General features: G+C 37.8%; 21 protein-coding genes and 1 pseudogene. 19 read left to right on the top strand and 3 right to left on the bottom strand.

Annotated elements, in window-relative coordinates:
• Window positions 1-25 precede the first annotated feature (25 nt).
• From HNQ46_RS00570 to HNQ46_RS00635, 14 genes are all read left to right on the top strand, one after another.
• Window positions 26-1,033 carry an ABC transporter permease gene (locus HNQ46_RS00570; RefSeq protein WP_183681570.1) on the top strand — a complete coding sequence of 336 codons (1,008 nt, stop codon included), beginning with the start codon at window positions 26-28 and terminating at the stop codon, window positions 1,031-1,033.
• Window positions 1,034-1,071: 38 nt separating this feature from the next.
• Window positions 1,072-2,094: an ABC transporter substrate-binding protein gene (locus HNQ46_RS00575; protein ID WP_183681572.1), complete on the top strand. Its 1,023-nt coding sequence runs from the start codon at window positions 1,072-1,074 to the stop codon at window positions 2,092-2,094.
• Window positions 2,095-2,180: 86 nt separating this feature from the next.
• Window positions 2,181-3,155 (top strand): ROK family protein, encoded by a 975-nt coding sequence (locus HNQ46_RS00580; RefSeq protein ID WP_183681575.1) that lies wholly within the window; start codon window positions 2,181-2,183, stop codon window positions 3,153-3,155.
• Window positions 3,156-3,192: 37 nt separating this feature from the next.
• Window positions 3,193-4,047 (top strand): response regulator transcription factor, encoded by an 855-nt coding sequence (locus HNQ46_RS00585; RefSeq protein ID WP_183681578.1) that lies wholly within the window; start codon window positions 3,193-3,195, stop codon window positions 4,045-4,047.
• Window positions 4,016-5,854, top strand: a complete 1,839-nt coding sequence (locus HNQ46_RS00590; protein WP_183681581.1) for a histidine kinase — start codon at window positions 4,016-4,018, stop codon at window positions 5,852-5,854. The genes HNQ46_RS00585 and HNQ46_RS00590 overlap by 32 nt, the downstream gene beginning before the upstream one ends.
• 120 nt (window positions 5,855-5,974) lie before the next feature.
• On the top strand, window positions 5,975-6,157 hold the full coding sequence (locus tag HNQ46_RS00595) for a hypothetical protein (RefSeq protein ID WP_183681584.1): 183 nt from the start codon (window positions 5,975-5,977) through the stop codon (window positions 6,155-6,157).
• Between the two features lie 726 nt (window positions 6,158-6,883).
• A complete protein-coding gene (locus tag HNQ46_RS00600; protein ID WP_183681586.1) occupies window positions 6,884-7,843 on the top strand; it encodes an ATP-binding protein in 960 nt (319 codons plus the stop codon).
• On the top strand, window positions 7,830-8,216 hold the full coding sequence (locus tag HNQ46_RS00605) for a hypothetical protein (protein ID WP_183681589.1): 387 nt from the start codon (window positions 7,830-7,832) through the stop codon (window positions 8,214-8,216). The genes HNQ46_RS00600 and HNQ46_RS00605 overlap by 14 nt, the downstream gene beginning before the upstream one ends.
• Before the next feature lie 10 nt (window positions 8,217-8,226).
• Complete coding sequence (locus HNQ46_RS00610; protein ID WP_183681592.1) at window positions 8,227-8,589, top strand: hypothetical protein; 363 nt, start codon at window positions 8,227-8,229, stop codon at window positions 8,587-8,589.
• A gap of 11 nt (window positions 8,590-8,600) precedes the next feature.
• Entirely contained in the window at window positions 8,601-9,398 is a 798-nt protein-coding gene (locus HNQ46_RS00615; RefSeq protein ID WP_183681595.1) for a hypothetical protein, read from the top strand.
• An 11-nt stretch (window positions 9,399-9,409) separates the two neighbouring features.
• Window positions 9,410-10,699, top strand: a complete 1,290-nt coding sequence (locus HNQ46_RS00620; protein ID WP_183681599.1) for a hypothetical protein — start codon at window positions 9,410-9,412, stop codon at window positions 10,697-10,699.
• Window positions 10,700-10,721: 22 nt separating this feature from the next.
• A complete protein-coding gene (locus HNQ46_RS00625) occupies window positions 10,722-12,326 on the top strand; it encodes a hypothetical protein (RefSeq protein WP_183681601.1) in 1,605 nt (534 codons plus the stop codon).
• Window positions 12,327-12,511: 185 nt separating this feature from the next.
• The gene (locus HNQ46_RS00630) at window positions 12,512-13,723 is read left to right on the top strand and encodes an ATP-binding protein (protein ID WP_183681604.1); all 1,212 of its coding nucleotides are present in this window, start codon (window positions 12,512-12,514) and stop codon (window positions 13,721-13,723) included.
• A 98-nt stretch (window positions 13,724-13,821) separates the two neighbouring features.
• Window positions 13,822-13,989, top strand: coding sequence for a hypothetical protein (locus HNQ46_RS00635; RefSeq protein ID WP_183681607.1), 168 nt, complete (start codon window positions 13,822-13,824; stop codon window positions 13,987-13,989).
• Window positions 13,990-14,122: 133 nt separating this feature from the next.
• On the opposite strand, the pseudogene HNQ46_RS12265 reads toward HNQ46_RS00635, so the two are convergent.
• Window positions 14,123-14,287, bottom strand: a pseudogene (locus tag HNQ46_RS12265) (type II toxin-antitoxin system HicA family toxin); the annotation flags it as partial.
• 31 nt (window positions 14,288-14,318) lie between these two features.
• Entirely contained in the window at window positions 14,319-14,537 is a 219-nt protein-coding gene (locus HNQ46_RS00645; RefSeq protein ID WP_183681610.1) for a DUF1902 domain-containing protein, read from the bottom strand.
• A 487-nt stretch (window positions 14,538-15,024) separates the two neighbouring features.
• Between HNQ46_RS00645 and HNQ46_RS00650 the strand changes: the two genes are divergently transcribed.
• The 4 genes from HNQ46_RS00650 (at window position 15,025) to HNQ46_RS00665 (ending at window position 18,534) form a co-directional block, all read left to right on the top strand.
• Window positions 15,025-15,345: an HIRAN domain-containing protein gene (locus HNQ46_RS00650; RefSeq protein ID WP_183681613.1), complete on the top strand. Its 321-nt coding sequence runs from the start codon at window positions 15,025-15,027 to the stop codon at window positions 15,343-15,345.
• 10 nt (window positions 15,346-15,355) lie between these two features.
• Window positions 15,356-16,231, top strand: coding sequence for an MBL fold metallo-hydrolase (locus HNQ46_RS00655; RefSeq protein ID WP_183681616.1), 876 nt, complete (start codon window positions 15,356-15,358; stop codon window positions 16,229-16,231).
• A gap of 25 nt (window positions 16,232-16,256) precedes the next feature.
• On the top strand, window positions 16,257-17,516 hold the full coding sequence (locus tag HNQ46_RS00660) for a PDDEXK family nuclease (protein ID WP_183681619.1): 1,260 nt from the start codon (window positions 16,257-16,259) through the stop codon (window positions 17,514-17,516).
• A 79-nt stretch (window positions 17,517-17,595) separates the two neighbouring features.
• Window positions 17,596-18,534, top strand: coding sequence for a hypothetical protein (locus HNQ46_RS00665; RefSeq protein WP_183681622.1), 939 nt, complete (start codon window positions 17,596-17,598; stop codon window positions 18,532-18,534).
• A 155-nt stretch (window positions 18,535-18,689) separates the two neighbouring features.
• On the opposite strand, the gene HNQ46_RS00670 is transcribed toward HNQ46_RS00665, so the two are convergent.
• Entirely contained in the window at window positions 18,690-19,640 is a 951-nt protein-coding gene (locus HNQ46_RS00670; protein ID WP_183681625.1) for a 3-hydroxyacyl-CoA dehydrogenase, read from the bottom strand.
• A 403-nt stretch (window positions 19,641-20,043) separates the two neighbouring features.
• Here HNQ46_RS00670 and HNQ46_RS00675 point away from each other — a divergent pair, with 403 nt between their 5' ends.
• A complete protein-coding gene (locus HNQ46_RS00675) occupies window positions 20,044-21,981 on the top strand; it encodes a hypothetical protein (protein WP_183681628.1) in 1,938 nt (645 codons plus the stop codon).
• Window positions 21,982-22,031: the final 50 nt, after the last annotated feature.

Consider the following 22,031-nt stretch of genomic DNA (forward strand, 5'->3'; position numbering starts at 1 on the left):
AATATCTGTTTTGCGGGGAGTGAAAATGAAAAACAAAGTAAAAGAAATACTTAGAATCAGAGGAATGAGAGGAGCAATTACTGCCTTTGTGGGGCTAGTAATCATTTACGTTGTTTTCGGATGTATCAATGACAAAGTCTTTTCTTTACAAAACAACTTAAATCTCCTTCGTTCCATGGCGAAGTATTTGCTCATAGGGATCGGGCAAAGCTTTGTGATGATTACCGGAAACATTGACTTATCCATCGGTTCGGTGGTGGGGATGAGTGCCATGGTAACCGCAAGCCTAATGACCAGAGGTGTTCCCATAGTAGTGGCATTATTGGTTAGTCTTATTATTGGGCTGGTCATTGGCTACATTAACGGAGAACTGGTAGGAAAGTTCCAGATGCCTCCTTTTATTGCCACTTTGGGAACCATGTTTGTGGCAAGAGGAATTGCTTATCTGGTCAACGGAAACCGAAACACGGATAACATTGCCAGTGCTTTAGGAAAGTCTCAGGGAAAGTTATTTCAGGATGCTTTTTACTATGGAAAGATTCTGGGAATTTATACGACCTTCTGGATTGCCTTTTTGATTTTCCTGATTTTTAGTTTTATCTTGGGAAAAACCAAGGTTGGCAGACATATTTATGCTGTTGGCTCCAATAAAGAAGCTTCCAGACTTTCCGGGGTGGATATTGTTTCCGTTGTTAAGAAAACTTATCTGATTTCAGCATTTTGCTCGGTGATTGTTGGATTCATCCTCTGTGCACAGGCTGGAATGGGAAATATGGAAGCCGGAAATATGTACGAAATGTACGGTGTTGCTGCAGGAGTAATAGGAGGAGTATCTCCCTTAGGAGGTTCCGGTCTCTTACTGGGGACCTTCCAGGGGGCGTTGCTTTGGCAGACCTTGGAAAATGGTTTGAACATGGTTGGAGCGCAGGTTGGTATTCAGCGAATTGTCATTGGTGTTATTGTGGTTCTGGCAGTACTTATGGATGTCTTGGTTCGAAGCGGAAATGTATTTTCCAAGAAGAACAAGAAGTAAATGAGGATTGCCCTGTTATAGAAAGAGAGGAAAACATTATGAAAAAGAAACTTATCTTGCTTGCAACTATTTTATCTGCTGCAATGCTCTTCGGCTGCAGTTCGGATAAGCAGGAGGCTACAGAAACTACTGCTACAATGACAGAGGGGACTACTGCTGCAGGAGAGGAAAAGGCTACGGAGGAGAAGGCGGAGAACAGCGGAGAGACAACGATAAAGGCTGATAAGCCTTATAAACTGGCTCTTATTACTATGGATTCCCTTGATCAGCACTGGGTAACCTTGAATGAAGGCGCTCAGGCGGAAGCAAAGCTCGTTGGTGTGGAAGTAAAGTTTATGTCTCCAGATACCAAGGATGACTCCAAGCAGATTGAGTGTGTAAACAATGCCGTTGCAGGCGGCGTAGACGGAATTATGATTGCAGCAAACGGACCGGATGCGATTTCTGCTTCTTTAAAGGAAGCACAAGCACAGGGAATCAAAATTGTTTATGTGGATTCTCCTGCCAATGTAGATGCCGAAGCAAGCTTTGCAACCAACAACAAACAGGGTGGAAAGACTGCCGGAGAAGAGATGAAAAAAGCTTTGGAAGCACAAGGGATTACCAAGGGAAATATCGGTGTAATCAGTACCAATGCTTCTACTCAGTCTACAGTAGACCGTGACAACGGATTCCGTGAAGCATTTGAAGGATCGGATTTTACCATTGAAGAAACGCAGTATTGTGATGGAGATGCTGCAAAGGCACAGACCATTGCGGAAAACTATATTACTAAAGGCGTTGTAGGAATTTTTGGAGGAAATGAAGGTTCAACTGTAGGAATCGGAAATGCAATTAAGGCTTCCGGCGACAATAAGATTGTTGGTGTAGGTTTTGATAAGTCCGATAATATTAAGAGCTTAATTCAGGATGGATATCTTCTTTGCACCATGGCACAGAACCCGGACGTAATGGGTAAGATGGGTGTGGATGCATTAGTAGAATCTCTGAATGGAAAAGACTTAAAGGGTGAGACGGTAGATACCGGAGTATCTGTACTAAACAAGGATAACCTAAAGTAAGCGTTAAAAATGACATAGAAAGGGCGGCTTTTAGAGTAATCTGAAGCCGCTTTTCTTGCACGCACAGAGGAAAAGAAGAGGAAGGTATGGAAAAGTATTATTTGGGTTTTGATTTAGGAGGAACAAAATCTGCTGTAATTTTGGGAAGAGATGCGGGAGGTTCTATAGAAATTTTTAAAAGAGAGGCAATTTCCACCTTTTCGGGAAATCGAAGTCCTTTGAAAACGATAGAATGCCTCTGTAACATAGGAGAATCTTTCCTTTTAGAAAAAAATATCAAGATTCAATCCACAGGAGTTAGTTGCGGTGGGCCATTGGATGAAGAAAAAGGACTGATTCTATCGCCGCCAAATCTTCCCGGCTATGATGAGATTCCTATAAAACGTATTTTAGAGGATAGATTTCAAGTTCCTTCTTTTTTGGAAAATGATGCCAATGCCTGCGCTCTTTGTGAGTGGAAGTTTGGCGCAGGAAAGGGCACAAAGAATATGATTTTTTTGACCTTTGGAACAGGTATGGGAGCAGGACTGATTTTGAATGGAAGTCTATATCGGGGAAGTTCCGGAATGGCCGGAGAAGTAGGGCATATACGTCTTTCCAAGGGTGGTTCTTATGGATATGGGAAAGAGGGATCTTTTGAGGGCTTTTGTTCCGGAAATGGCATTAAAGAAATGGCAAGGAGGATGTATAAGGAAAGAGAAGATGAGGGAAGCTTGGAAGAACAGGACAAAGGCATTATAGATTTCACTGTGAAAAATCTGGCTTCTTTAGTAAAAGCCGGTTCTCCCTTTGCCAAGTCGGTATTTGACCGTTCTGCCTATTATTTGGGAAGAGGCCTTGCCTTGTTAATCGACATTCTAAATCCGGAATGTATCGTGATAGGCAGTATTTATGAGCGATGCGAAGCTTTATTTAAAGAAAAAGTAGAGGCAGTAATTCGGGAAGAATGTTTTACAGAAAGTGTAAACTTGTGTAAAATAGAAAAATCAGAACTCAGTGATAATATCGGAGATTTTGCGGCACTTTCCGTAGCTATGGAAGTTCATGCTGGTGGAGAATAAGCGTATTAGTTAGACAACAAAGGTTAAGGAAACAGTGATGAGAGTCTTGATAGCAGATGATGAGGAACGGATTTGTGAGTTAATTAAGTTTTTGGGAAACTTTCAAGAGGAAGGCATGGAATGTCTTCCTTTTGCAAAGACGGGAAAAGAGGCATTAGAACGGGTGGAGAAAGAACTTCCTGAGCTTTTGATTACGGATATTAAGATGCCCGTTTTTTCAGGGCTGCACATTGCCAAAGAAATTGCAAGAAAGAAACTTCGCACAAAAGTTATTATTATTTCTGCGTACTCGGATTTTTCCTATGCCAAGGAGGGAATACAGGCAGGGGTGTCGGACTATCTTTTAAAACCGATTAAGAAAAAAGAGCTACAGGAAAGCATTCGGAAAATCAAGGAAGAGTTAAAAGAAAAAGAGTCTATTGAGGAAATTATAGAAGAAAAAGCAGAAGAAACAATAATGCATCAAGGGATTTTAAGAGAAAAAAGTCTGTCAGAATCTTCTCTAGAGAAAAAAGTTATGGAAGATTTGCTTTTGGATGCATCTTACTCTCATTTGGTTTCTTTATCGAAAAAGTTTATTGACCAATGTTTTGAAGAGGATATTGGTCTTGAAGAAGTGGCAGAACATTGTAAGGTTAGTGCCTCATATTTAAGCACACAGTTTAAGAAGGAACTTTCCCTTGGGGTAAATAAATATATATCCGGTCTTCGGATGGAAAGAGCCAAGCAACTTTTGGCAGAGACCAATTTAAGCATTACGGAGATAGCCTCCCAACTGTTTTATTATGACACAAAGTATTTTTCCAAATGTTTCTTTGAGAAAATGGGGATGAATCCCAAGGACTATAGGAATTCCTTACATGAAAATCGAAGCGAAGAAGACAGAATATAAGGTAGAAGAGAGAAAAGGTCTAGTGGGAACAGAGAAGAAGAGCGAGAGTTCCTTATCCTCTCGCCTTCTTTGGTTGTATGCTCTAACGCTGGCTTTATTTTTGTTATCGATTTTTATTATTTACCTCCTGCTTGCCACAGGAGGCAGCTTCTTTCAGACGGGAATAAAACTGCTTCTTCTGGGGTTCTTATTTCTTTGTATATTGACAATTAGTTATTTTTATTATGGTATCCTTAGACCTTATAAAAGCTATCGTTCTACTCTTCGAAGAGTCTTGGAGGGCTATAGCGAAGTGCAGGAATTGCAGGAACTGCCGGTTTATCTGACAGAGGAAAGCCATGAAGAATACCATTATATTTCGGAGATTCTTAGTGCCAATCGAATTATAGAGGAAGGAGAGAAGTTGGCCTATATACAAAACCTGCAAAACCAGATGAATCCTCATTTTCTCTATAATATTCTGGAAAATATCCGTTCGGAAAGCCTTTTAAACGGTTTGGAATCCGTGGCAAGCATGGCAGAGCTTTTGGGAGATTTCTATCGCTATACCATTTCTCAGGAGGACAACTTTGTATCTTTAAAAGAAGAACTGGACAATGCAGAAGTATATTTTCAAATTCAACGATTTCGTTTTTCAAAAAAACTGGAACTGGAAGTTAAGGTACAAGAAGATTTGTTATCGCTAAAAGTGCCAAGAATTTTACTGCAACCTGTCTTGGAAAATAGTATTGTGCATGGTTTCGAAGAAAGAGAAACTGCGGGGAAAGTAGAGATTTCTATTAGCCGAAGTAATCAGCATGTTTATATTCGAGTCTCTGATAATGGCATTGGTATAGAAGAGAAAAAGCTAAGACAATTAAATGAGGACCTTCGGAATATCCGTAGAGGATTTCAAGGAGGTGTTTTGGGAAATACCGGAATAGGTAAGGCCGGCATGGGGGTTTCGCTCTTGAATATTCAGGAGAGAATCCATTTGCTCTACGGGCGGGAATACGGTTTATATTTGCAGTCCTTAGAAAATGCCGGAACGGATGTGTGTATGGTACTTCCCAGAGAACTTTCCATAAAGCAAGAAGAGGAAAGCTTTATTAGTGAAAGCCTGGATCTTTTGTCTGAAGAAGAAAATGCTTTAATTATTAAAACCATCAATAGCAAGGAGCCGGAAAAAGAGGAACTCCTCTTTGCTTTAGAGCTATATCTTTCCGAAGGGAATAGCTTTTCTGTAGAAAATCTTTCCTTTCAGCTTTTTTCAGGAGAAAGCCTGATGTTTTTGTCTTTGGGTCAGCCTATTCCCAAAGACTTGATTTTAGCCTTTAATGCGGAGAAAGAGTTGTATTACGGTTGTGTAAAGTCCTATGAGAACAAGATGAAAACTGTTCCAAAAATCTGGATGGCAGGGGATGGCAGTTCCTTGATCGAGGGGCAGACTGTGCTTTCTAACCTTTTTGTATATCAGCCGGAATATCCTCATTTTCTCCTTCGAAACAAAGAATTAATTACTAGGTATAAAGAATTGTTTCCGGAAGCTTTCAAAGAAATTCCCTATCAAGTACCGGTGGAAACTTTGGGAGAAAAGCAGAGAATCTTAGTGGAAATCATGAAAGGGATGATTGCCGGAGCCAGAGTCTTTGCTTTATGGGAAGTCCATCTGGGGCAAGAGGAGGAGACAGAGCTTTATGCCTATATAGAAAAATGGAAGAAAGAAGGCCATGCATTTTTGTTTTTTTCTTCGAAGCCTTCGGATGCTGAAAAGCCCTGTGAGCGATTGGGGATTTGGAAGGATAGGAGAATATTGAAGGTGATTTAACCATCCATTGTATAGGAGGGAGTTAGGGCGGAATATTTCATAGAAACCGCTTTACTAACCAACGGCTTAGTTTCCCTTGGAGAGGAAGAAATCGATAACAGGGCTATTCTGTAGCAGGCCTTGGAAGCAGGACTAAAGGCACAGGAAAGGGGCGAGTATTTTCATCCGGCAGCCAATGAAGCAATAGATCGGATGTCCGATGGAGTAGCTGGAAGATTGCAGCTTAAGTCCTTGATTGAGAATGGGAAGCTGGCAGGAGAAATTAGTGTAAATTATCTTAAAAATATTCGAGATGTTGGGTGATATTAATAAAAATAATAAAAAATATTTAATAAAATCGTTCTGTATATTGAAAATTGAAATATTGTCGATAAAAGAAATAGAAACATAAAAATTCTAATAAAAATTGTTTCGAAATTAGGGTTTGGAATTTAAATAAGATTATCACCCATAAACTATATGTCTGAGGGTGGTTAGACGATGTATAAGAGGTACGAAAAAACAAAATAATATTAAGTAGTAGAAATGCGTGTAATTTACACTTTATTTTATTCTTGAAGTACAGGGGTATTAGCAGTGTGAATTGCTAGGAATAGAAAACAAAATAATAATTAAATACACATAGGGGAATATTATGTAAAAATATCATAATTTAATTGAAATTGTTCATATATGAGATTATACTTGAAAAAATAAGAAAAAAGGTCATTAGTAAGCCAAGGCAAATTATTAGAGGAAACGCCATGGAGTTTGTAGCTTCGTGGTGCTTATTTGTTTTAAGAGGTAATTGAAGGTATAACTATGTTGTATTAATAGAATATTCGAAATTATTACGCAGGGATGTACGGGACTTATGTAAATATGAAAGAGAATATGGGGTACGAAATTAAGAGATTCTTATGAGTGTAAAAAACACAATAAAGTAATGACTAATACATGCGACAATATAGAAATAATTAGATTTTAAAATAGGCTGATGAACTATATTATGTTGATATCGTAAAATGTTTAGAACAATGGAGGAGGCTCATGCCAATTAACAAGATACCAATTATGGAAAATTCGGAAGAAAGAGTAGATAAAACCTCAAAGAGTATAAAAAAAGAGCATAAAGAGGATTTTTATATAACTGAACCGAAATATGATTTGTCTGAAGTTATCCTGCCAGAAATAGTAAAAAAAGAAATAGATAGAATAGTGTCCTATATTAAATACTATGACATAATATTTAAAGAGTGGAATCTTCAGTCAGTTATTAGACAACATAATTTAAGCGTGAATTTATATGGAGAATCGGGTACTGGCAAAACAATGACTGCCCATGCAATAGTTAAGATGCTTAATAAAAAGATCATAATAGTAAGCTATGCTGAAATAGAATCAAAATATGTTGGAGAAACATCCAAAAATCTCGTAGCCTTGTTTAGCTTTGCTAAAAAAAATGATGCAGTCATCTTATTTGATGAGGCAGATGCTCTTTTATCAAGGCGCGTTACAGCAATGCATAGCGCTACTGATGTTAGTGTCAATCAGACTCGTAATACGCTGTTAAAAATACTGGATGATTACGATGGAATTATATTTTTTACCACTAACTATATTCAAAATTTTGATTCGGCATTTATGAGAAGGATTTTTTGTCATGTTAAATTTGAATTACCTAATAAGGATATAAGGTTTTCTTTATGGAATCATTATTTACTAGAGTCGGTTCCATGTGACAATAGAAAAATAATTATAGATAAAATAAGTGAAGTAGAAGGTGTCACTGGCTCCGATATATCTACGGCTATATTGAAAGTCGTAATTGATATTGTATCTAAAGAATCTCCATGTGTAACATATGAATTGTTGCATAGTATTTTAGAAGAGATTATGAGAGCTAAAAACGCAGTAAACGATAATTTTGAAATATCAACAAGAAGAGTAAGTAAAGAATATGCTTTAAGCCAAATTAATAGAGGAGAAAAAATAGATGGGAATATTTAGGAATATTAAGGAAAAGATTAAGGATTTTTTTTATATCACAAAAGAAAAAATCAAGAGTGCCATAGTTAAGGTGAAAAATGCGTTAACGCAATTCTTTCAAAAAGCAATAGACATGATGAAAAAAGTCATTGAGAAAATAGCTATAAAAGTTAGAGGCGTGGTGCTAGGTGCATCTCATTTCTTTAGAAAAGTTGGTAATAAATATCAAGAGGGAACAAAGAACTATTCTCTTGAAGAGGAACTTGGAGAGTGGAATGAGACAACTGTCACAAAAGAAATAGAATTAGAGAATGTTCCACCTAAATACAGAACACTTGATGATGAATTTGAGGTGGATGATACAAGAGAATTAGATGAGGCGCTTGCTTGCTAAGGAGGATTGAATGACAAAAGGGCAGGATAATTCAATATGGACTGAATTATGGGAATCAATAAAATTTTGTAAAGAATCAAAAAGTGGAAAATATAGTCTAGATACATATTTGGATATTGTTAGTGAATATACTGATAGACAAATAAAATTAGCAGAGGATGAAGGATTAATATATCTTGGTGGAGAATGTCAGATTACAAATTTAGGTGAAAAGGCTACATATAATTTTGAGATAACCATGTTTTTTGAAGACTGTAGCGGAGCAAAGATATTAAAGGAGGCAAAAAGAAAACTACCTAAGGATAGATTTGTGTCTGAAACAAATTCAAAAATTGGAGAAAAAATCAAGTTTGATATACAGAGACCAAAATAGGGGGGAGCACAATGCCATACATCATTATTGGATTGATTATAATAGGAGTTATAGCTTGGTTAGCAGAACAGGTAGGAGGGTTATTACCGTTAATATTAATTATTGGACTAATAATTGTATTGTCTGTATGTGGACTATGGACTTATGCATTAGGGTTTGTTGCAATTTGTTTGGTTGGATATGCAATAGTTAGAGTTCTTGGAAAGGCAGGGAAATATGTAGGAGATCAAGTTGAACGGCATGATAAGGACCAAAAAGAAACTGCTCAAATCAACCACAAAACCCAAACCGAAAAGTTCATACATACTAATGATGCTTTATTGATGGAGGAACTCTCAAAAAATTGTTATTGGTTAGGATTTATGAGTGATGATATGTGGCTAAAAAAATTGCCTAATTATGTTAACAAACAATACTCTACTAATTTTAAAACTATAACAAATAATTTCGCGAAGCAGATTGAGCAGCAGCATATTTTACAGAACGATGATTGGTTTGAACCATTTAAGCTTTATATATTGGATCATCCAGGTGGTTCAACAGTAACAAAAATGTTACATGAAGTTAATTGTCCTCAACTCAAAATGACTCATTCTACACCTGATGGTGATTTACTAAATACTTGGTTAGTAAGAGGAACTCAAAAAGCAAATAAAGATGTTCCGGCATTATTTTCATCTACCTTTATTAATGAAATGAATGAAAGCGTTTTTACGCCAACAGCTTATCTGAAAAAATTATACGGAAGAAATAACGATGAAAATCAAAGTGTAAATCATGTTGCAGAAATTGACTATGACGAATTATAGAGGAGTGAATTATGAATGTTGAAAACTTAATTAAGGAAGAAGCTAGACATTTAAAGAATAGTCGAAGAACAATTGAGATTGCACCTGATATAAGTGAAAAACATATAAATACTATTCAAAAAAAGTATGGAGCAACTCTTAGAGAAAGTATTGCTAAACAGATTCTAGTCATGTCATATACAGGAACAGGATTCTTTTTTTTAACTGGTGATACATTTTATTTTGATAATTTTTTGCAAGGTGGATTACAACAAGTACCTTTTACTGAGATAAAGGCTATAAAGGCAGAATCTGGTGGAGTATTTTCACCCGATAAAATTTACTTCAAAACCATGAACAAAGAGTATGTTCTTGATGGCTGTATAGATGGCATAAATCTTTCCACTATTTCTTCAGTTTTTAATAGAATTATTGAATTTACTCAAAACCAAACTGATGTTGTTTTTACTACTAGTAATCAAGGAGTGCTCTCTTCGCAGTTGCCAGAAGAAATAAAATTGCTCTATCTACAAATCCTATGCAATTATGTATATTTGAATGATGAAATGATTGATGCAAACGAATATAATGCTATCACCAAAATATCAGTAAGAATGGAGATTAATGGTGATACGAGAGCTATTCTGCGTAAATATATGAATGATTTTTCAAATCGAATAAAAACAGGATATTTACTTTCATCACTGAAAAAGAATACAGAAAATCAGACTGGATACTGGGATGCTGTAAAATATTGTTTGATGCAGGATGTTTTATATATTCATACAATTCAGACTCCTGGAAGAAGATGGGAAGAAGACGGATTTATTGGAAGTTTGATGGAGCATTGCTTACTTAATCGTGAGCAGATTACTACTATGGAGAAGGCTGTGCTTTTAAATATAAGTATGCAATCTAAAGATGCGGATATGGGAAAACTAAAGGACTCGTGGGGAAAATTTATAAAATCTATTAAAGATACTTCTGGCTATGTGCCAACATTATATCTGTTCTGTTCAGGTTCTATTTATGGATTAAAGTCTTATGAGGGATTCTTTGAGAAAGACGAAACAAGTCAGAATGCTATTAATAAAAAACGAGAATTAATTTTGCAAGAAGTAATTTCAAATAATCAGAAAGCGGTAAATATCTTGATTGGTGATATGAACTATTTAGCCGATAGATTAGAAAAAGCACTTCAGGAAGGGGATAAAATACAGCAAGAATATAGTGCAATTAAATTACTTTTAAAAAGAATTAAATCTACAAATGGAATTGTAAAACAAGAGGAAGAATGTGTGAAGCTTATTTCTAACAGCTAAAGAATGTCGAATAGGGGGGGCCGTGAAAAAAAATAAAGTAGCAAAATTAAATGAAAAAGTACTATTTGAGTTCGGTCAGGCAGAGAAAGTTCAGCAATCACAAATATTTGATATACAAGCAGAAGCTCAAGAAATAAAGGATGGATTAGATACTCTCGAGAAAATGCAAGCAGATATTTATGCTGAAGGAAAAGACCTTATTTCAGAATTAGAGGAACTATTAACTATAGTTGAAAGCCAAGAATTATCTAATGATACAAAAAAATCAATAGATGAATATTTTGATGATTATTTAGAGAGTGTACAAAATTTAACTTCTTCTACAACTTATGATATTAGAAGAACAAAGGAAGTAGTTACTAATAATAATTGGGAAGACTATTTTGATAGGGTTTCACAATATACTAAAGAAATAGGTGTAGATGATAATGAAGATCCATTTTTATCTCTTCTTGGAGAACAAGAGTATAGGAAGCTTGAAGAAGAAGTTGACACTGAGTTTGCCAAACAAACGAGCATAGTAAATAAAACAGATTTGAAATTTCTTGCAATAGCAATTGCATTAGAAGTCGCAAAAGGGTTATTGTTCCCAGTTGTAGCTGAGAAAATGGGATATGGAGATAGTTTTAATCCTGATAATAGACTGGATCATAATGATAAATCTATAGAAAAAGCACATAAAGAGGCAAACGATGCATATAGAGATAAAAAATTAGAAAAAAACTCTACTGGAAAATGGATGGAGTTGTTATATCAGACAGTTCCGTACGATATTACTGCTGGAACGGGGAATATTCCAGAAATTAATTTGCATGGCGGGGCTCATCGATTATATACGCTGGGACATGATCCTATATTGGGATGGGTATTTGGTACAGCAAATATCTTAACTGATGTGATTACAATATCTCCAGGAGCAGTGGTTCAGAGTGATAACAAATGGGCGGAGCTCGTTAAATTAGCTGGAATAAGGTCATATAAAGTTCAAAGAAAACCTAAAATGATGATTTTACCAGAAAGAGTTTCTACGTTTAAAATGTTTAAAGACAGTTATGATATAGCTAGGGAACATCCAATGAATCTGCCGGCAGCTGTTTTTACAGAGGGGCAGCATCTTAAATCGGACATAAATACGAAGATGGGATTACCTGTTCCGATTCTAGAGACTTTTTCACCAGATTTTGCTAGTAAACTTTATACAAATCATTATGATGCATTGTGTTTTGCTCGAGATATGAAAATAGTAGGAAAGTCAGCAATTGTATCGATAGTAATGGACATGCTTATAAGTTTAGTTCATGGATTATATTATAATCCTCAGAAAGATGGCACAAGAGATTTATATGAAGTAAGAACAAGAAAAATATTACTCATAGCCAATACTATAGGAACAAGTAGTAATTTGATTTTTTCATACTGTACGCAAAATGCTAAATCGTTGGACATTGGTGGATTACTAGTTACTTTGTCTCATTTGTTTTTAGATACAAGATTTTTATTAAATGTAAAAAAAGAATTTGTAGAAAGCAGAATTTATGAGAAAATTGAAAAAGAGATTAAAGAACTAGATAAAATTGAAGCTGAATTACTTAAGTATGGTGAGAAGCATAGGGATTTATATAAGTAATTAAAGAAATGTAGATACTTAGAGTAAGATTAACTACAATTCCTAATAAGAATGGACAGTATATATATTAGTTATATTACAAAAGAAGATTTTTGTCAGTTATATCGAACAAAAATCTTCTTTTTGTTTTAAATATCAAGTATAATAGTCTCGTGTTTTCTGCAAAGCCAAGAGGAGGCCCCAAAATGATTCAACGTGAGAGATATATCAATAAGATTAAACCGTTTATCGGAAAGGATGTCATTAAAGTTCTTACCGGAATTCGTCGGTCGGGAAAGTCTTTTATGCTCCGACTTATTCAAGCGGAAATTCTAAGACAAGGCGTTACAGAGTCACAGTTTATCAGCTTCAATTTTGAGTCCATGGAAAATGCTGATTTCTGCACAGCGAGTTCCTTGTACCAAGAACTGAAAAAAAGGATTTCATCAATTCAGGGAAAGGTGTATTTATTTTTTGATGAAATTCAAGAAGTGGAGCAATGGGAAAAATGCATTAATTCTGTCCGTGTAGATTTTGATTGCGATATCTATATCACCGGCTCCAATGCAAAGCTTCTTTCCGGAGAGCTGGCAACATATCTTGGTGGACGTTATGTAGAATTTGTGGTTTTCCCCTTTTCCTTCGAAGAATATCTGGAATCTATAAAACAGGAAAATGAAGAGTTTTCCGTTACAGAAGAATTCAAGAATTATCTGGAAATAGGAGGGATGCCTTTTCTAGTGAATCTTCGCTATGATAAAGATGCTTCTATGCAATATCTTAGAGATATCTTTAATTCAGTGCTCTTAAAGGATGTGGTTCAGCGGAATAACATTCGAGATGTGGAATTGTTGGAAAGGATGATTCTCTATCTTTTAGACAATGTAGGACATAGCTTCAGTGCAAAAAGTATATCCAATTATTTAAAGCAGGAAAATCGGAAGGTTTCTACTGAAACTATTTTGAATTATATAAAAGCATGCTGTGATGCCTACCTTTTTATAAAACTTAGGCGGGAAGATATTCAGGGAAAGAAAATACTTAGTGCAAATGAAAAGTATTATTCGGTAGATCATGGACTTCGGGAATCTATTTTAGGAACGAACACGAGAAATATCGACCAAGTTCTTGAAAATATTGTCTGTATGGAATTGCTTAGACGAGGCTATACAGTTACAATTGGAAAAAATGGGGAGAAGGAAATTGATTTTATAGCATCAAAAAATAAAGACAAATTGTATATTCAAGTGGCTTATCTTCTTGCGGGTTCTGAGACTATTGAACGAGAATTTGGCATCTACGATTCGGTTCGGGATCATTATCCTAAGTATGTCCTTTCTTTGGATGAATTTGATATGAGCCGTAATGGCATAAAACATTTGAATATACGAGATTTTCTTCTCAGTAAAGAATTTTGACGGGAAGGCAAGATGAAGAATGCTTGATTTATAAATATATTTTCAAAAGAAAAGAGGGGAAGTATGGAATACAAGGATAAATATTCTGCACAGAATAGATGGCAAAAAAAGTAGGTCTTAAGGCGTATACCTTTAGAACATATGACACAATAATAGCAGCTTTTCGAGAAGCCTGCGAAAGTAATGGCGTATCGCAAGCAAGCGTTCTTTCTGCTTATATGGTTGAGTATGCAAAGGCAGCAGGCATGGAAAAGAAAGAGGATTAAATATTTTTAAACACTATAAAAGCTAGGGTATACCGCCCTAGCTTTTTCTTTTTGGCTTTCATGCTGTGCATGGCTTCCTTGCTATGCTACCGCTCCGTCTCCGCCCTCTAAAATACGTTTTTTCTCTTACGCTTTAAAAATGATAATCTATGCCGCTCTGCTTTAGAATTGCGTTTGCTGTGTGCCTGGATTTTATTTTTCCGTCAACCGTGAAATTGTTGTTATTTATAGGACTATGCCAAATATCATGGTCGCCCTTACCGTGGCGAACAAGGAAACATCCGTTTTCGGCTAATAATTTTCTTACTCTCTCTTTTCATACTCAGCCATTACGCACAAACTTCTTCCACTCTTTCAGTCAAAAAGACAATTTTTGCGTGCTCTAATGGCTGATTATTTAATTTTAATAGGTCTGGGACAGTCATGCGTACCCTCTCAATGAGTACATCAAGCGACCCGCTTTCGAGGACAAGTCCTTTTATATCGTCGCTAGTAGCTACCCATACACTTGCATCAGGATCCCATAATAAATTCACTGTATAATTCATTTTTCTCCCTTTTATCTTTAATAATCCCTTTCTTTTTAAGTTCTTCGACTTCCTCTTTTGAAAGGATTCGTACGCCAATTTTCTCTTCTTTCTAGGATTTATAATTCTCCCGGAGAAGTTCTTTATATTCCCGATTTGTCATTTAACACCTCTAAACAGATTATTCCGGCTTATTAATTGTTTGCCATATATGCTTTAGACAGTCTTAGTCTGATAGTACTTTTAAAGAGTAGACTTGTCAATTATGTTCTATTAGGAGGATGGAAGAAGGAACAATATGTACTTTGTAGTCGCTACTGAGTTTAGCTTGCTTAGCTAGGTGCAGGGGAGTACAATTAAAAACAATCTAAGAAATTTCAAAAGATAACTATGAGGGGGTATAAACCATAATCTAGTCAGTTTTAACGGACTCTATCCTGCGTAAAATACATTTTAGAGTAAGCGAAGCATAAATCCCATTGCTGAAATAGAAAGGATGGTATTTGCCATGGAAGAGATGTATTTTACAATTACGGGATGCAATCATTATTTTGGTACGGAGTTTTTGAAGGAGGGCATGAAGCTAAAGCTGGAAAAGGAACCGGACAATAAATTCGATTCCGAGGCCATTTTGGTGAAGCTGAAGGGCCTAGGGAAGATTGGCTATGTGGCAAACAGCCCTTATACAGTGAAGGGAGAGTCCATGAGTGCCGGAAGACTGTATGATAAGATTGGAGATAAGGCGAAAGCCAGAGTTGTCTTTTTGCTTAGGGACGGAGCCCTTTGCAAAGTTACAGATTGCGGACTGGAGGAAAAGTTAGCATTATAGGAGGTTTCCTATGTCAAAATTTGCTTCTAAATTTCAGAAGGTATTGATGTCATTTTCCTATCGGGGAAAGGAAATTTTCAAGCCCTTAAACACCGGGCGTATTGATGAAAGAGTAAGTGTTGTAAGGGAGTGGGTGGCAAATGTCTTTTTCTATACGAAAAATGGCAAGACTGTCATGATTGATGCGGGCTATAACTATGAGCGTCTGGCGGAGAAGATGAAGTGGTTAGACATAGAGCCGGCTTCCATTCAGCATATCCTTCTTACCCATTTGGACACGGATCATGTGGGGGCGGTGGAAAGGGATAGCGGGGGCCTTTTTCAAAATGCCAAGATCTACCTTGGAGAGATAGAGAATAAATATTTGACCGGAGAGGCTCGAAGAAGAGTCCTCTTTGGGCATTATAAGATTCCCATGGTGAAGACGGACAATGAGAAAAGACTCCTGAAAGATGGAGAAGTTTTCTATATCGAAGACATCAAAGTGGAAGCTATCCTGGTGCCGGGGCATACCTTCGGGCATCTGGTGTATCTAATTGATGATGCCTATCTTTTCACAGGAGATACCATCTGGTTTGGACCGGATGGGGGCTATAGCTTCTTAAATTCTTTGGCAGAGGATAATGAACTGGCAAAAAGCTCCCTTGTGAAGCTGGAAAAGATCTTGAAGGAGAGAGGAATTTCTCCGAAAATTATTAGCGGACATACCGGCTGGACAGATGATTTGGAATTTGCGTTTCGGCATAAGGATCAGATTTGTAACTCCTTAAAGAAGCAAAAGCCCCATGACCCCATGGCACCCTATGATGCCTATGATGAACGGGAGGATACCGAGGAAAAAGCAAGGGGAGAGTGGCTTCCAAAGGCCAGAGAAATAATGGAATAGAAATATAAGCATAAGGAGCGACAGCATGGTAGTTGTTTTTGAATTTCTTAGCCGAGAGCCTATTGAAAATGTCATTACCGCAATGAACTTTCAGGTGGATAGGCTGGTATTTTTCGGAAATCATGAGGACATTATTTCTCAGAAGGAAAGGACGGAGAATTTTCTGAGAAAATACTGTGCTGTACAAAGCATTATCTTTCTGCCATTGTCGGGAAGCAATTTGCAGTCGGTTTTACAAACCATGCGAAAGGAAATCGAGTTGGAACTTAGCAAAAATGCCAAGCTCTTTTTCGATATTACCGGGGGAGAAAGCCTGATGCTTGTGGCCTTTGGGATGCTGTCCCGAGAGTACGAAACTCCCATGCACATGTACGACATATACAAGGGAAAGCTTTTGGAATTGAATGCGGAATCTTTGCATTACGATGAAAGGAATACAGAGGCTATCAACAAAGATAATTGGAATGCTGATGACTCAGCTTTAGCGTCTCCCAATGAGAAACAACACCTAAGTATCAGTAGCATTGCGACCAAACGACCTGTTCCCATGACTTTGGACAAACTGATTGAAATGCATGGCGGTGTCATTAACTACAAATTACAAAAAGATATTAAAGATGTTCCGGACGAGGAGAGTCGAGAAGACATTTTAAAAATCCGGAAGGTGATGAAGCTTCATTCGGAGCATTGGAATCCCTTTTCCGAGTTTTTAAGAGAAAACATGAACCCTGATGAAGAGGGGAGAGTGTATCGAAAAGAAAGTACGGTGCTGAAGGCATTGGCGGATTCTTCCAATAAGCTAAAGTCTGCCCATAAGTTTTATCAAATCATGGAGGATTTGGCTCGGGCAGGAGCGATTCTTGATTTAAAACATTCCGAGGGAAAATACCAATTTCGCTTTAAAAACAAGGCTATTAAAGGATATCTTTGGGATGGAGGTAGCATCTTGGAGCTCTATAGTTATTTACAGGAAAAGGAGCATAGTGATGAGTGTCGGGTAGGAGTGCATCTGGATTGGGATGGGGTGCTGGAAGGACCTTCCGGAATTGATGTTTTAAATGAAATCGATGTTTTGTCTCTTCAGGGCTATATCCCCAGCTTTATTTCCTGCAAGAGCGGAAAGCTTTCTCCCCAGCAGTGCCTGCATGCCCTTTATGAACTGGATACTGTAGCGAATCGTTTTGGGGGGAAATATGCCAAGAAGCGACTGGTGGTGACATCGGAGATTAACGAAGTCTATCAGGAGCGTGCCTTGGAAATGGGAATAGAGCTGAAAGTGGAATAAGAAACCTTTGCCGTTACTTGGACGTAAAACAGTATTGGTTTTCAAAATATCTGTATTGTACGAAAAAAGGTAGCTGCTTATGGAATGGGATGATTTTTATGAAAGGGCTGAAAACTGGAGCAAATCCACTTTGAGCCAAAGAATTTCTTCTTTGAAAACGATTGGAGAAGCTTGGGAGATTTCTGATATTGCCGAACTCATCAAGGATCAGGAATTAAATGCGAAGCTGATTAAAAAAGCGATGTCCTTAGGAGCGAAATTTCCCTTTGAGGATATTGTGAGCTTTGAAGGCTTGGTGTCTAAAGAGATGATTTGTCAAATGATAGACTATGCCCTGAATAATGGAGAAAGCATAAGTGCAGATGAAATATTGGGATTTGAAGGAATCGTAGATCAGGACACCTTGGATATGCTGCTTCATTCCATGGTGAATCGAAAGATTTCTCTTAACGCGGAGGATTTACTTGACTTAGATGGCGTGGTATCCAAGGCGGTGATAGATCGGGCTGCTCTGGCTTCGAAACTGCAATTTTCCGGAGAGGATATGGGGGATCTGGAGGATGTACTGAGCCCTCGAGTGCACCGAGAACTTTGTGAAAAAAACGGTTTCTATGAAGTGGACGGAGAGTATAAGAAGATAAAGTCCGGAAAAGGAAAAAATACTTTTAAAAAGGCATGGACGAAAAAATCAGTCCATGAGCGCAATACCTTGTCTTCCAATGATAGTACGGAAGGATCCGGCATCTCCCTTTTGCCTGTACTTTTTGGGATTGTGGCATTTCCTGTTGTTTTGCTTTTTAAGATATTAGGACTGAATAGTCTTCTGAAACTCTTTCGGCTATCTAGGCTTTTTACCGGAAAAAAGCCGGAGAAATTTTATATTGGAGATCCGGTCTTGGTACGATATAGCCAGACGGAAGGTCGGATTATCGATATAAACGGAAGTCACTACATGGTATCCATGTATGACGGAGGCAAGGTGGATTCCTATCAGGCTTATGAGCTTGAGAGAATATAATAAAGAAAAAATAGCTTCGTTTTTGGGAAAAAATATCCCAAAGCGGAGCTATTTTCTATATTTTTTAGAGAAAAGAATTTGAAAAATAAGCTTTAAAAAAGTTTGAAAAACAAGCTTTGAATTAAAATTTTGCAAAACAATCTTCAAATCAAAAGTTATTTATACTTATAAAATCCTTCCCCTGCATTTACACCGATTTTACCTTCTGCAACATACTTTTCCAAGATAGCCTTAATCTTTCCGGGAACGCTTTCAGGATCCTGGGACTGGGGATTATTGGATACAATATTTAAAGCAGTATTTAAGCCTACGATATCCAGAATCTGGAAAGGGCCAAGGGGAGAGCCGGTGCCCAGTCTCCAAGTCAGGTCAATGGTGGCAGGGTCTGCCACTTCCTTGGCCAAAAGCATTTCTCCTGCACTTAAGAAGGGAATCAGCATGGAGTTAAGGATATAACCGGGCTGTTCCTTATGCAAACGAAGGGGAATCATTTTAATTTCTGAAGCGAAGTTTGCTACCGCCTCATAAGCCTCCTTGGAGGTGCCGTCATGTCCCATGATTTCTGCCGTATTACTCTTCCAGATATTGTTGGCAAAATGGATAGCCAGATAGTTTTCCGGTCTGGAGAGGCAGTCTCTAAACTGGCTGGGCACCATGCTGGAAGAATTTGTGGCGATGATAGTATTTTCTGAAAGGAAAGGATCGATAGCTTTATAGAATTCCCTCTTTGCCTCAGGATTTTCCGCCATGCTTTCGATAATGAAATCTGCGTCTTTGCAGGCAACGGCAAAATCGGTGGTAAGTTGTATTTCTTTGTGGGCTCTTTCCACATTTTCCAAAAGCTTGTCGATATCCGCCTCTGTCACGGAGGAAGAATCAGGAATCAAACCTCTGGAGAAGCTCAGTCCCTTTCCCAGGTTCTTTTTTGCCTCTGTCAGCTCGTTCTTATAAATCGTGTAAAGTCTTTCCAGCTTGGGCTTGGTTCTCTGGATAGAGTCCTCACTTCTTAGCCAAATCTTTACGGAAAATCCGGAAAATGCAGTTTGAAAAGCAATTTGGGATCCTAAAACTCCACCACCTGCAACAGTAATATTTCTAAAACTCATAATGACCTCCATTTCAATGTTAAAAGATGTTTGAAATTAAATTGTATAAAATTTATTATAGCAGGGAGATAAATAAATGAAATAGAAAGGGAAGAGACTTTATAATTATTTCATTTTCTCGGAGGCAGCAGTCGTATCCGCTACGAGGCGAGGTTAGCGAAAGCGTGCCCCACTTACAGGGATAGGCTGCATCAAAGCGTATCTTATATAATTATAGTCCTTCACTATGACAAAGGGCGAAGTCAGCGAGAGCGTGCCTCGCTTTGAGACCTATCCTGCGTAAATGCGTTTTCATATTTAATTTACCATCCCTTTTATGCAATACTCCTTGCAAGTTTCAGTAAAAATTGCGATAATAACCATTAAAAAAAGCTAACAAATTTTATTTTATAAGGATGGAACTATGCAGGAAAATAGAACTTACTATAAAAAGAAAATCGTACTGGCGTTGTTTGTTATTACCGTGATTTTCGGACTTCAAACCCTTTATACCTATTACAGTGCCAAGATTTCCGACCCTTTGCAGCTTCTTTCCGCGGTTTTATACGGCACAATCAAGCTGTTCTTATTCGTTTCTCCCATTTCTGCGGAGGAAAAATCCAGCATTTTTTATGAGTTTGCCAAGTGGATGGCGCCGATTCTTACTTCCGCCTTCATCTTTACCCAGATTTCCAACATTTTACTCCATGTGAAAAATATGCTTCTGAACAGAACCAGTATGTATCATGTACTGATTTTTGAAAACACGGAGATGGGGGAGACTTTGATTGGCAATCTGATGAAGGAGAGGACGCCCTATAAGATTTCTTTGATTACCAAGAATTTTTTGGATGACCGTTTGAAAAACAAATATGAGAAGAAGGGGATTGCCACCTATCAGATTGATTTTGAGCATTGCGATGAAAATGAAATTAGGGAGCTTTTTTCGGCTTTGCATATCCATCATGCCAAGTATATCTTTTTCTGCTCTGACAATGATTTGGAAAACTATGCCCTCTATGCCAATGTGATTAAGCGCATTAAACCGAGAAGACCTATTACTTGCTATGCCAACTGTAGTTCCAATACGGTGGTGGGCTATATGGAAGAGCTGCTTTCCGAGGAAAGAAAGGGGGAAGAGCTTCTCAAGAAGATAGACACGGTGCATTTTAACCAAAAGGATTTGACCGTACGGATGCTTTTGGCTGAGCCCGCTGTGAAGCGTAGTATTTTAAAAAGTCTGGAGGGGATTTCAGAGGATAGCCAAATAGCGGATTCCATAGAGGACAGTCATCATATGACGGATTCCACAGAGAACAGTCATCATGCAGTGGACTCCATAGAGAACAGCATCAAGCCTCTCCATGTATTGCTTTTTTCCGTAAATGATTTGACCCTGCCGTTACTGAAGCAGCTGGCCAACGATGCCACCACTTCCTTAGCGAGAAATCCGAAAATCAGCATTTTAGAGGAAAATGCTTCCCAAAGAATGCAGGAGCTTTTGGATTTAAACGCTCCGGAAAGGGAAGGCTTGCTAAGAGCTTTGGAGATAGAATGCATAGACTTAGGCCATGAACAAAGGAATTTACAAAATTATCTTAAGGGACTGGGAAAGGAAGAAAGTCCAAGTCTTATTTTCCTGATGCAGGAGGATGTGGTGAAGAGCCTAAAGGCGCTTAAGCTGATGAATCGGTACTTCGGGCAGGTTCCAAAGGTTCTTAGGAATATTTCCAATGTAGATTTGACCCATGTGCTTCCCAAAAGCAAGGATAAGATCAAGGTTTTCGGGGATCTTTCGGAGATTATGACCGGGGAGATATTGATTCGGGAAGCTCTGGACAATCGGGCAAAGCAGTTTAATGAGGCTTACAATAAGGCCTCGAGAGCAGCCGGTATGGGAGAGGGAACAGCTTGGAATGAGTTGTCTTATGTAAAGAAGAACTCCTCCAGACAGTCTGCCACACACGCCGGTATCAAAGAGGAAATTATTCGTAGAGTACTTTTCGGGAAATCGGAACAGGAGATTTCTGCCTATTTATCGGAAAAGCTGGAAGAGTTTAAAAAGCTTCAGGAAGCCCAAAAGCTTGGGGGAGAAAATAGAAAAGAAGAGTTTCAACAAAACTTTAGACGATTCCTTTCCGAAAACCCATTATTGGATTTTCTTTCCAGACTGGAGCATAAGAGATGGTGTAACAGCTACTATGCCATGAACTTCCGCTACGGAGAAAAGAAGGATGAAAATCTAAAGACTCATCCCTGCCTAATCGAGGATTGGGGAGAGGTTATCGGGGAGAAGTTTGACATTTGTCATCCGGAATATGACTTGCTCTCTGTCTTTACCCTCTTTCGAGAAGAGGAATAAGAGGACGAGACCTCTGGGGTACTATCAGAATTAAATAAACCATACAGAAA

This window comes from Oribacterium sinus (assembly GCF_014202695.1).
GTDB classification, from domain to species: Bacteria; Bacillota; Clostridia; order Lachnospirales; family Lachnospiraceae; genus Oribacterium; species Oribacterium sinus.

What these genes read in the sequence shown, in the direction of transcription:
- HNQ46_RS00570 (WP_183681570.1), top strand. Translation starts at nt 26, where the DNA reads ATGAAAAACAAAGTAAAAGAAATACTTAGAATCAGAGGAATGAGAGGA.
- HNQ46_RS00575 (WP_183681572.1), top strand. Translation starts at nt 1,072, where the DNA reads ATGAAAAAGAAACTTATCTTGCTTGCAACTATTTTATCTGCTGCAATG.
- HNQ46_RS00580 (WP_183681575.1), top strand. Translation starts at nt 2,181, where the DNA reads ATGGAAAAGTATTATTTGGGTTTTGATTTAGGAGGAACAAAATCTGCT.
- HNQ46_RS00585 (WP_183681578.1), top strand. Translation starts at nt 3,193, where the DNA reads ATGAGAGTCTTGATAGCAGATGATGAGGAACGGATTTGTGAGTTAATT.
- HNQ46_RS00590 (WP_183681581.1), top strand. Translation starts at nt 4,016, where the DNA reads ATGAAAATCGAAGCGAAGAAGACAGAATATAAGGTAGAAGAGAGAAAA.
- HNQ46_RS00600 (WP_183681586.1), top strand. Translation starts at nt 6,884, where the DNA reads ATGCCAATTAACAAGATACCAATTATGGAAAATTCGGAAGAAAGAGTA.
- HNQ46_RS00605 (WP_183681589.1), top strand. Translation starts at nt 7,830, where the DNA reads ATGGGAATATTTAGGAATATTAAGGAAAAGATTAAGGATTTTTTTTAT.
- HNQ46_RS00610 (WP_183681592.1), top strand. Translation starts at nt 8,227, where the DNA reads ATGACAAAAGGGCAGGATAATTCAATATGGACTGAATTATGGGAATCA.
- HNQ46_RS00615 (WP_183681595.1), top strand. Translation starts at nt 8,601, where the DNA reads ATGCCATACATCATTATTGGATTGATTATAATAGGAGTTATAGCTTGG.
- HNQ46_RS00620 (WP_183681599.1), top strand. Translation starts at nt 9,410, where the DNA reads ATGAATGTTGAAAACTTAATTAAGGAAGAAGCTAGACATTTAAAGAAT.
- HNQ46_RS00630 (WP_183681604.1), top strand. Translation starts at nt 12,512, where the DNA reads ATGATTCAACGTGAGAGATATATCAATAAGATTAAACCGTTTATCGGA.
- HNQ46_RS00635 (WP_183681607.1), top strand. Translation starts at nt 13,822, where the DNA reads ATGGCAAAAAAAGTAGGTCTTAAGGCGTATACCTTTAGAACATATGAC.
- HNQ46_RS00645 (WP_183681610.1), bottom strand. Translation starts at nt 14,537, where the DNA reads ATGAATTATACAGTGAATTTATTATGGGATCCTGATGCAAGTGTATGG.
- HNQ46_RS00650 (WP_183681613.1), top strand. Translation starts at nt 15,025, where the DNA reads ATGGAAGAGATGTATTTTACAATTACGGGATGCAATCATTATTTTGGT.
- HNQ46_RS00655 (WP_183681616.1), top strand. Translation starts at nt 15,356, where the DNA reads ATGTCAAAATTTGCTTCTAAATTTCAGAAGGTATTGATGTCATTTTCC.
- HNQ46_RS00660 (WP_183681619.1), top strand. Translation starts at nt 16,257, where the DNA reads ATGGTAGTTGTTTTTGAATTTCTTAGCCGAGAGCCTATTGAAAATGTC.
- HNQ46_RS00665 (WP_183681622.1), top strand. Translation starts at nt 17,596, where the DNA reads ATGGAATGGGATGATTTTTATGAAAGGGCTGAAAACTGGAGCAAATCC.
- HNQ46_RS00670 (WP_183681625.1), bottom strand. Translation starts at nt 19,640, where the DNA reads ATGAGTTTTAGAAATATTACTGTTGCAGGTGGTGGAGTTTTAGGATCC.
- HNQ46_RS00675 (WP_183681628.1), top strand. Translation starts at nt 20,044, where the DNA reads ATGCAGGAAAATAGAACTTACTATAAAAAGAAAATCGTACTGGCGTTG.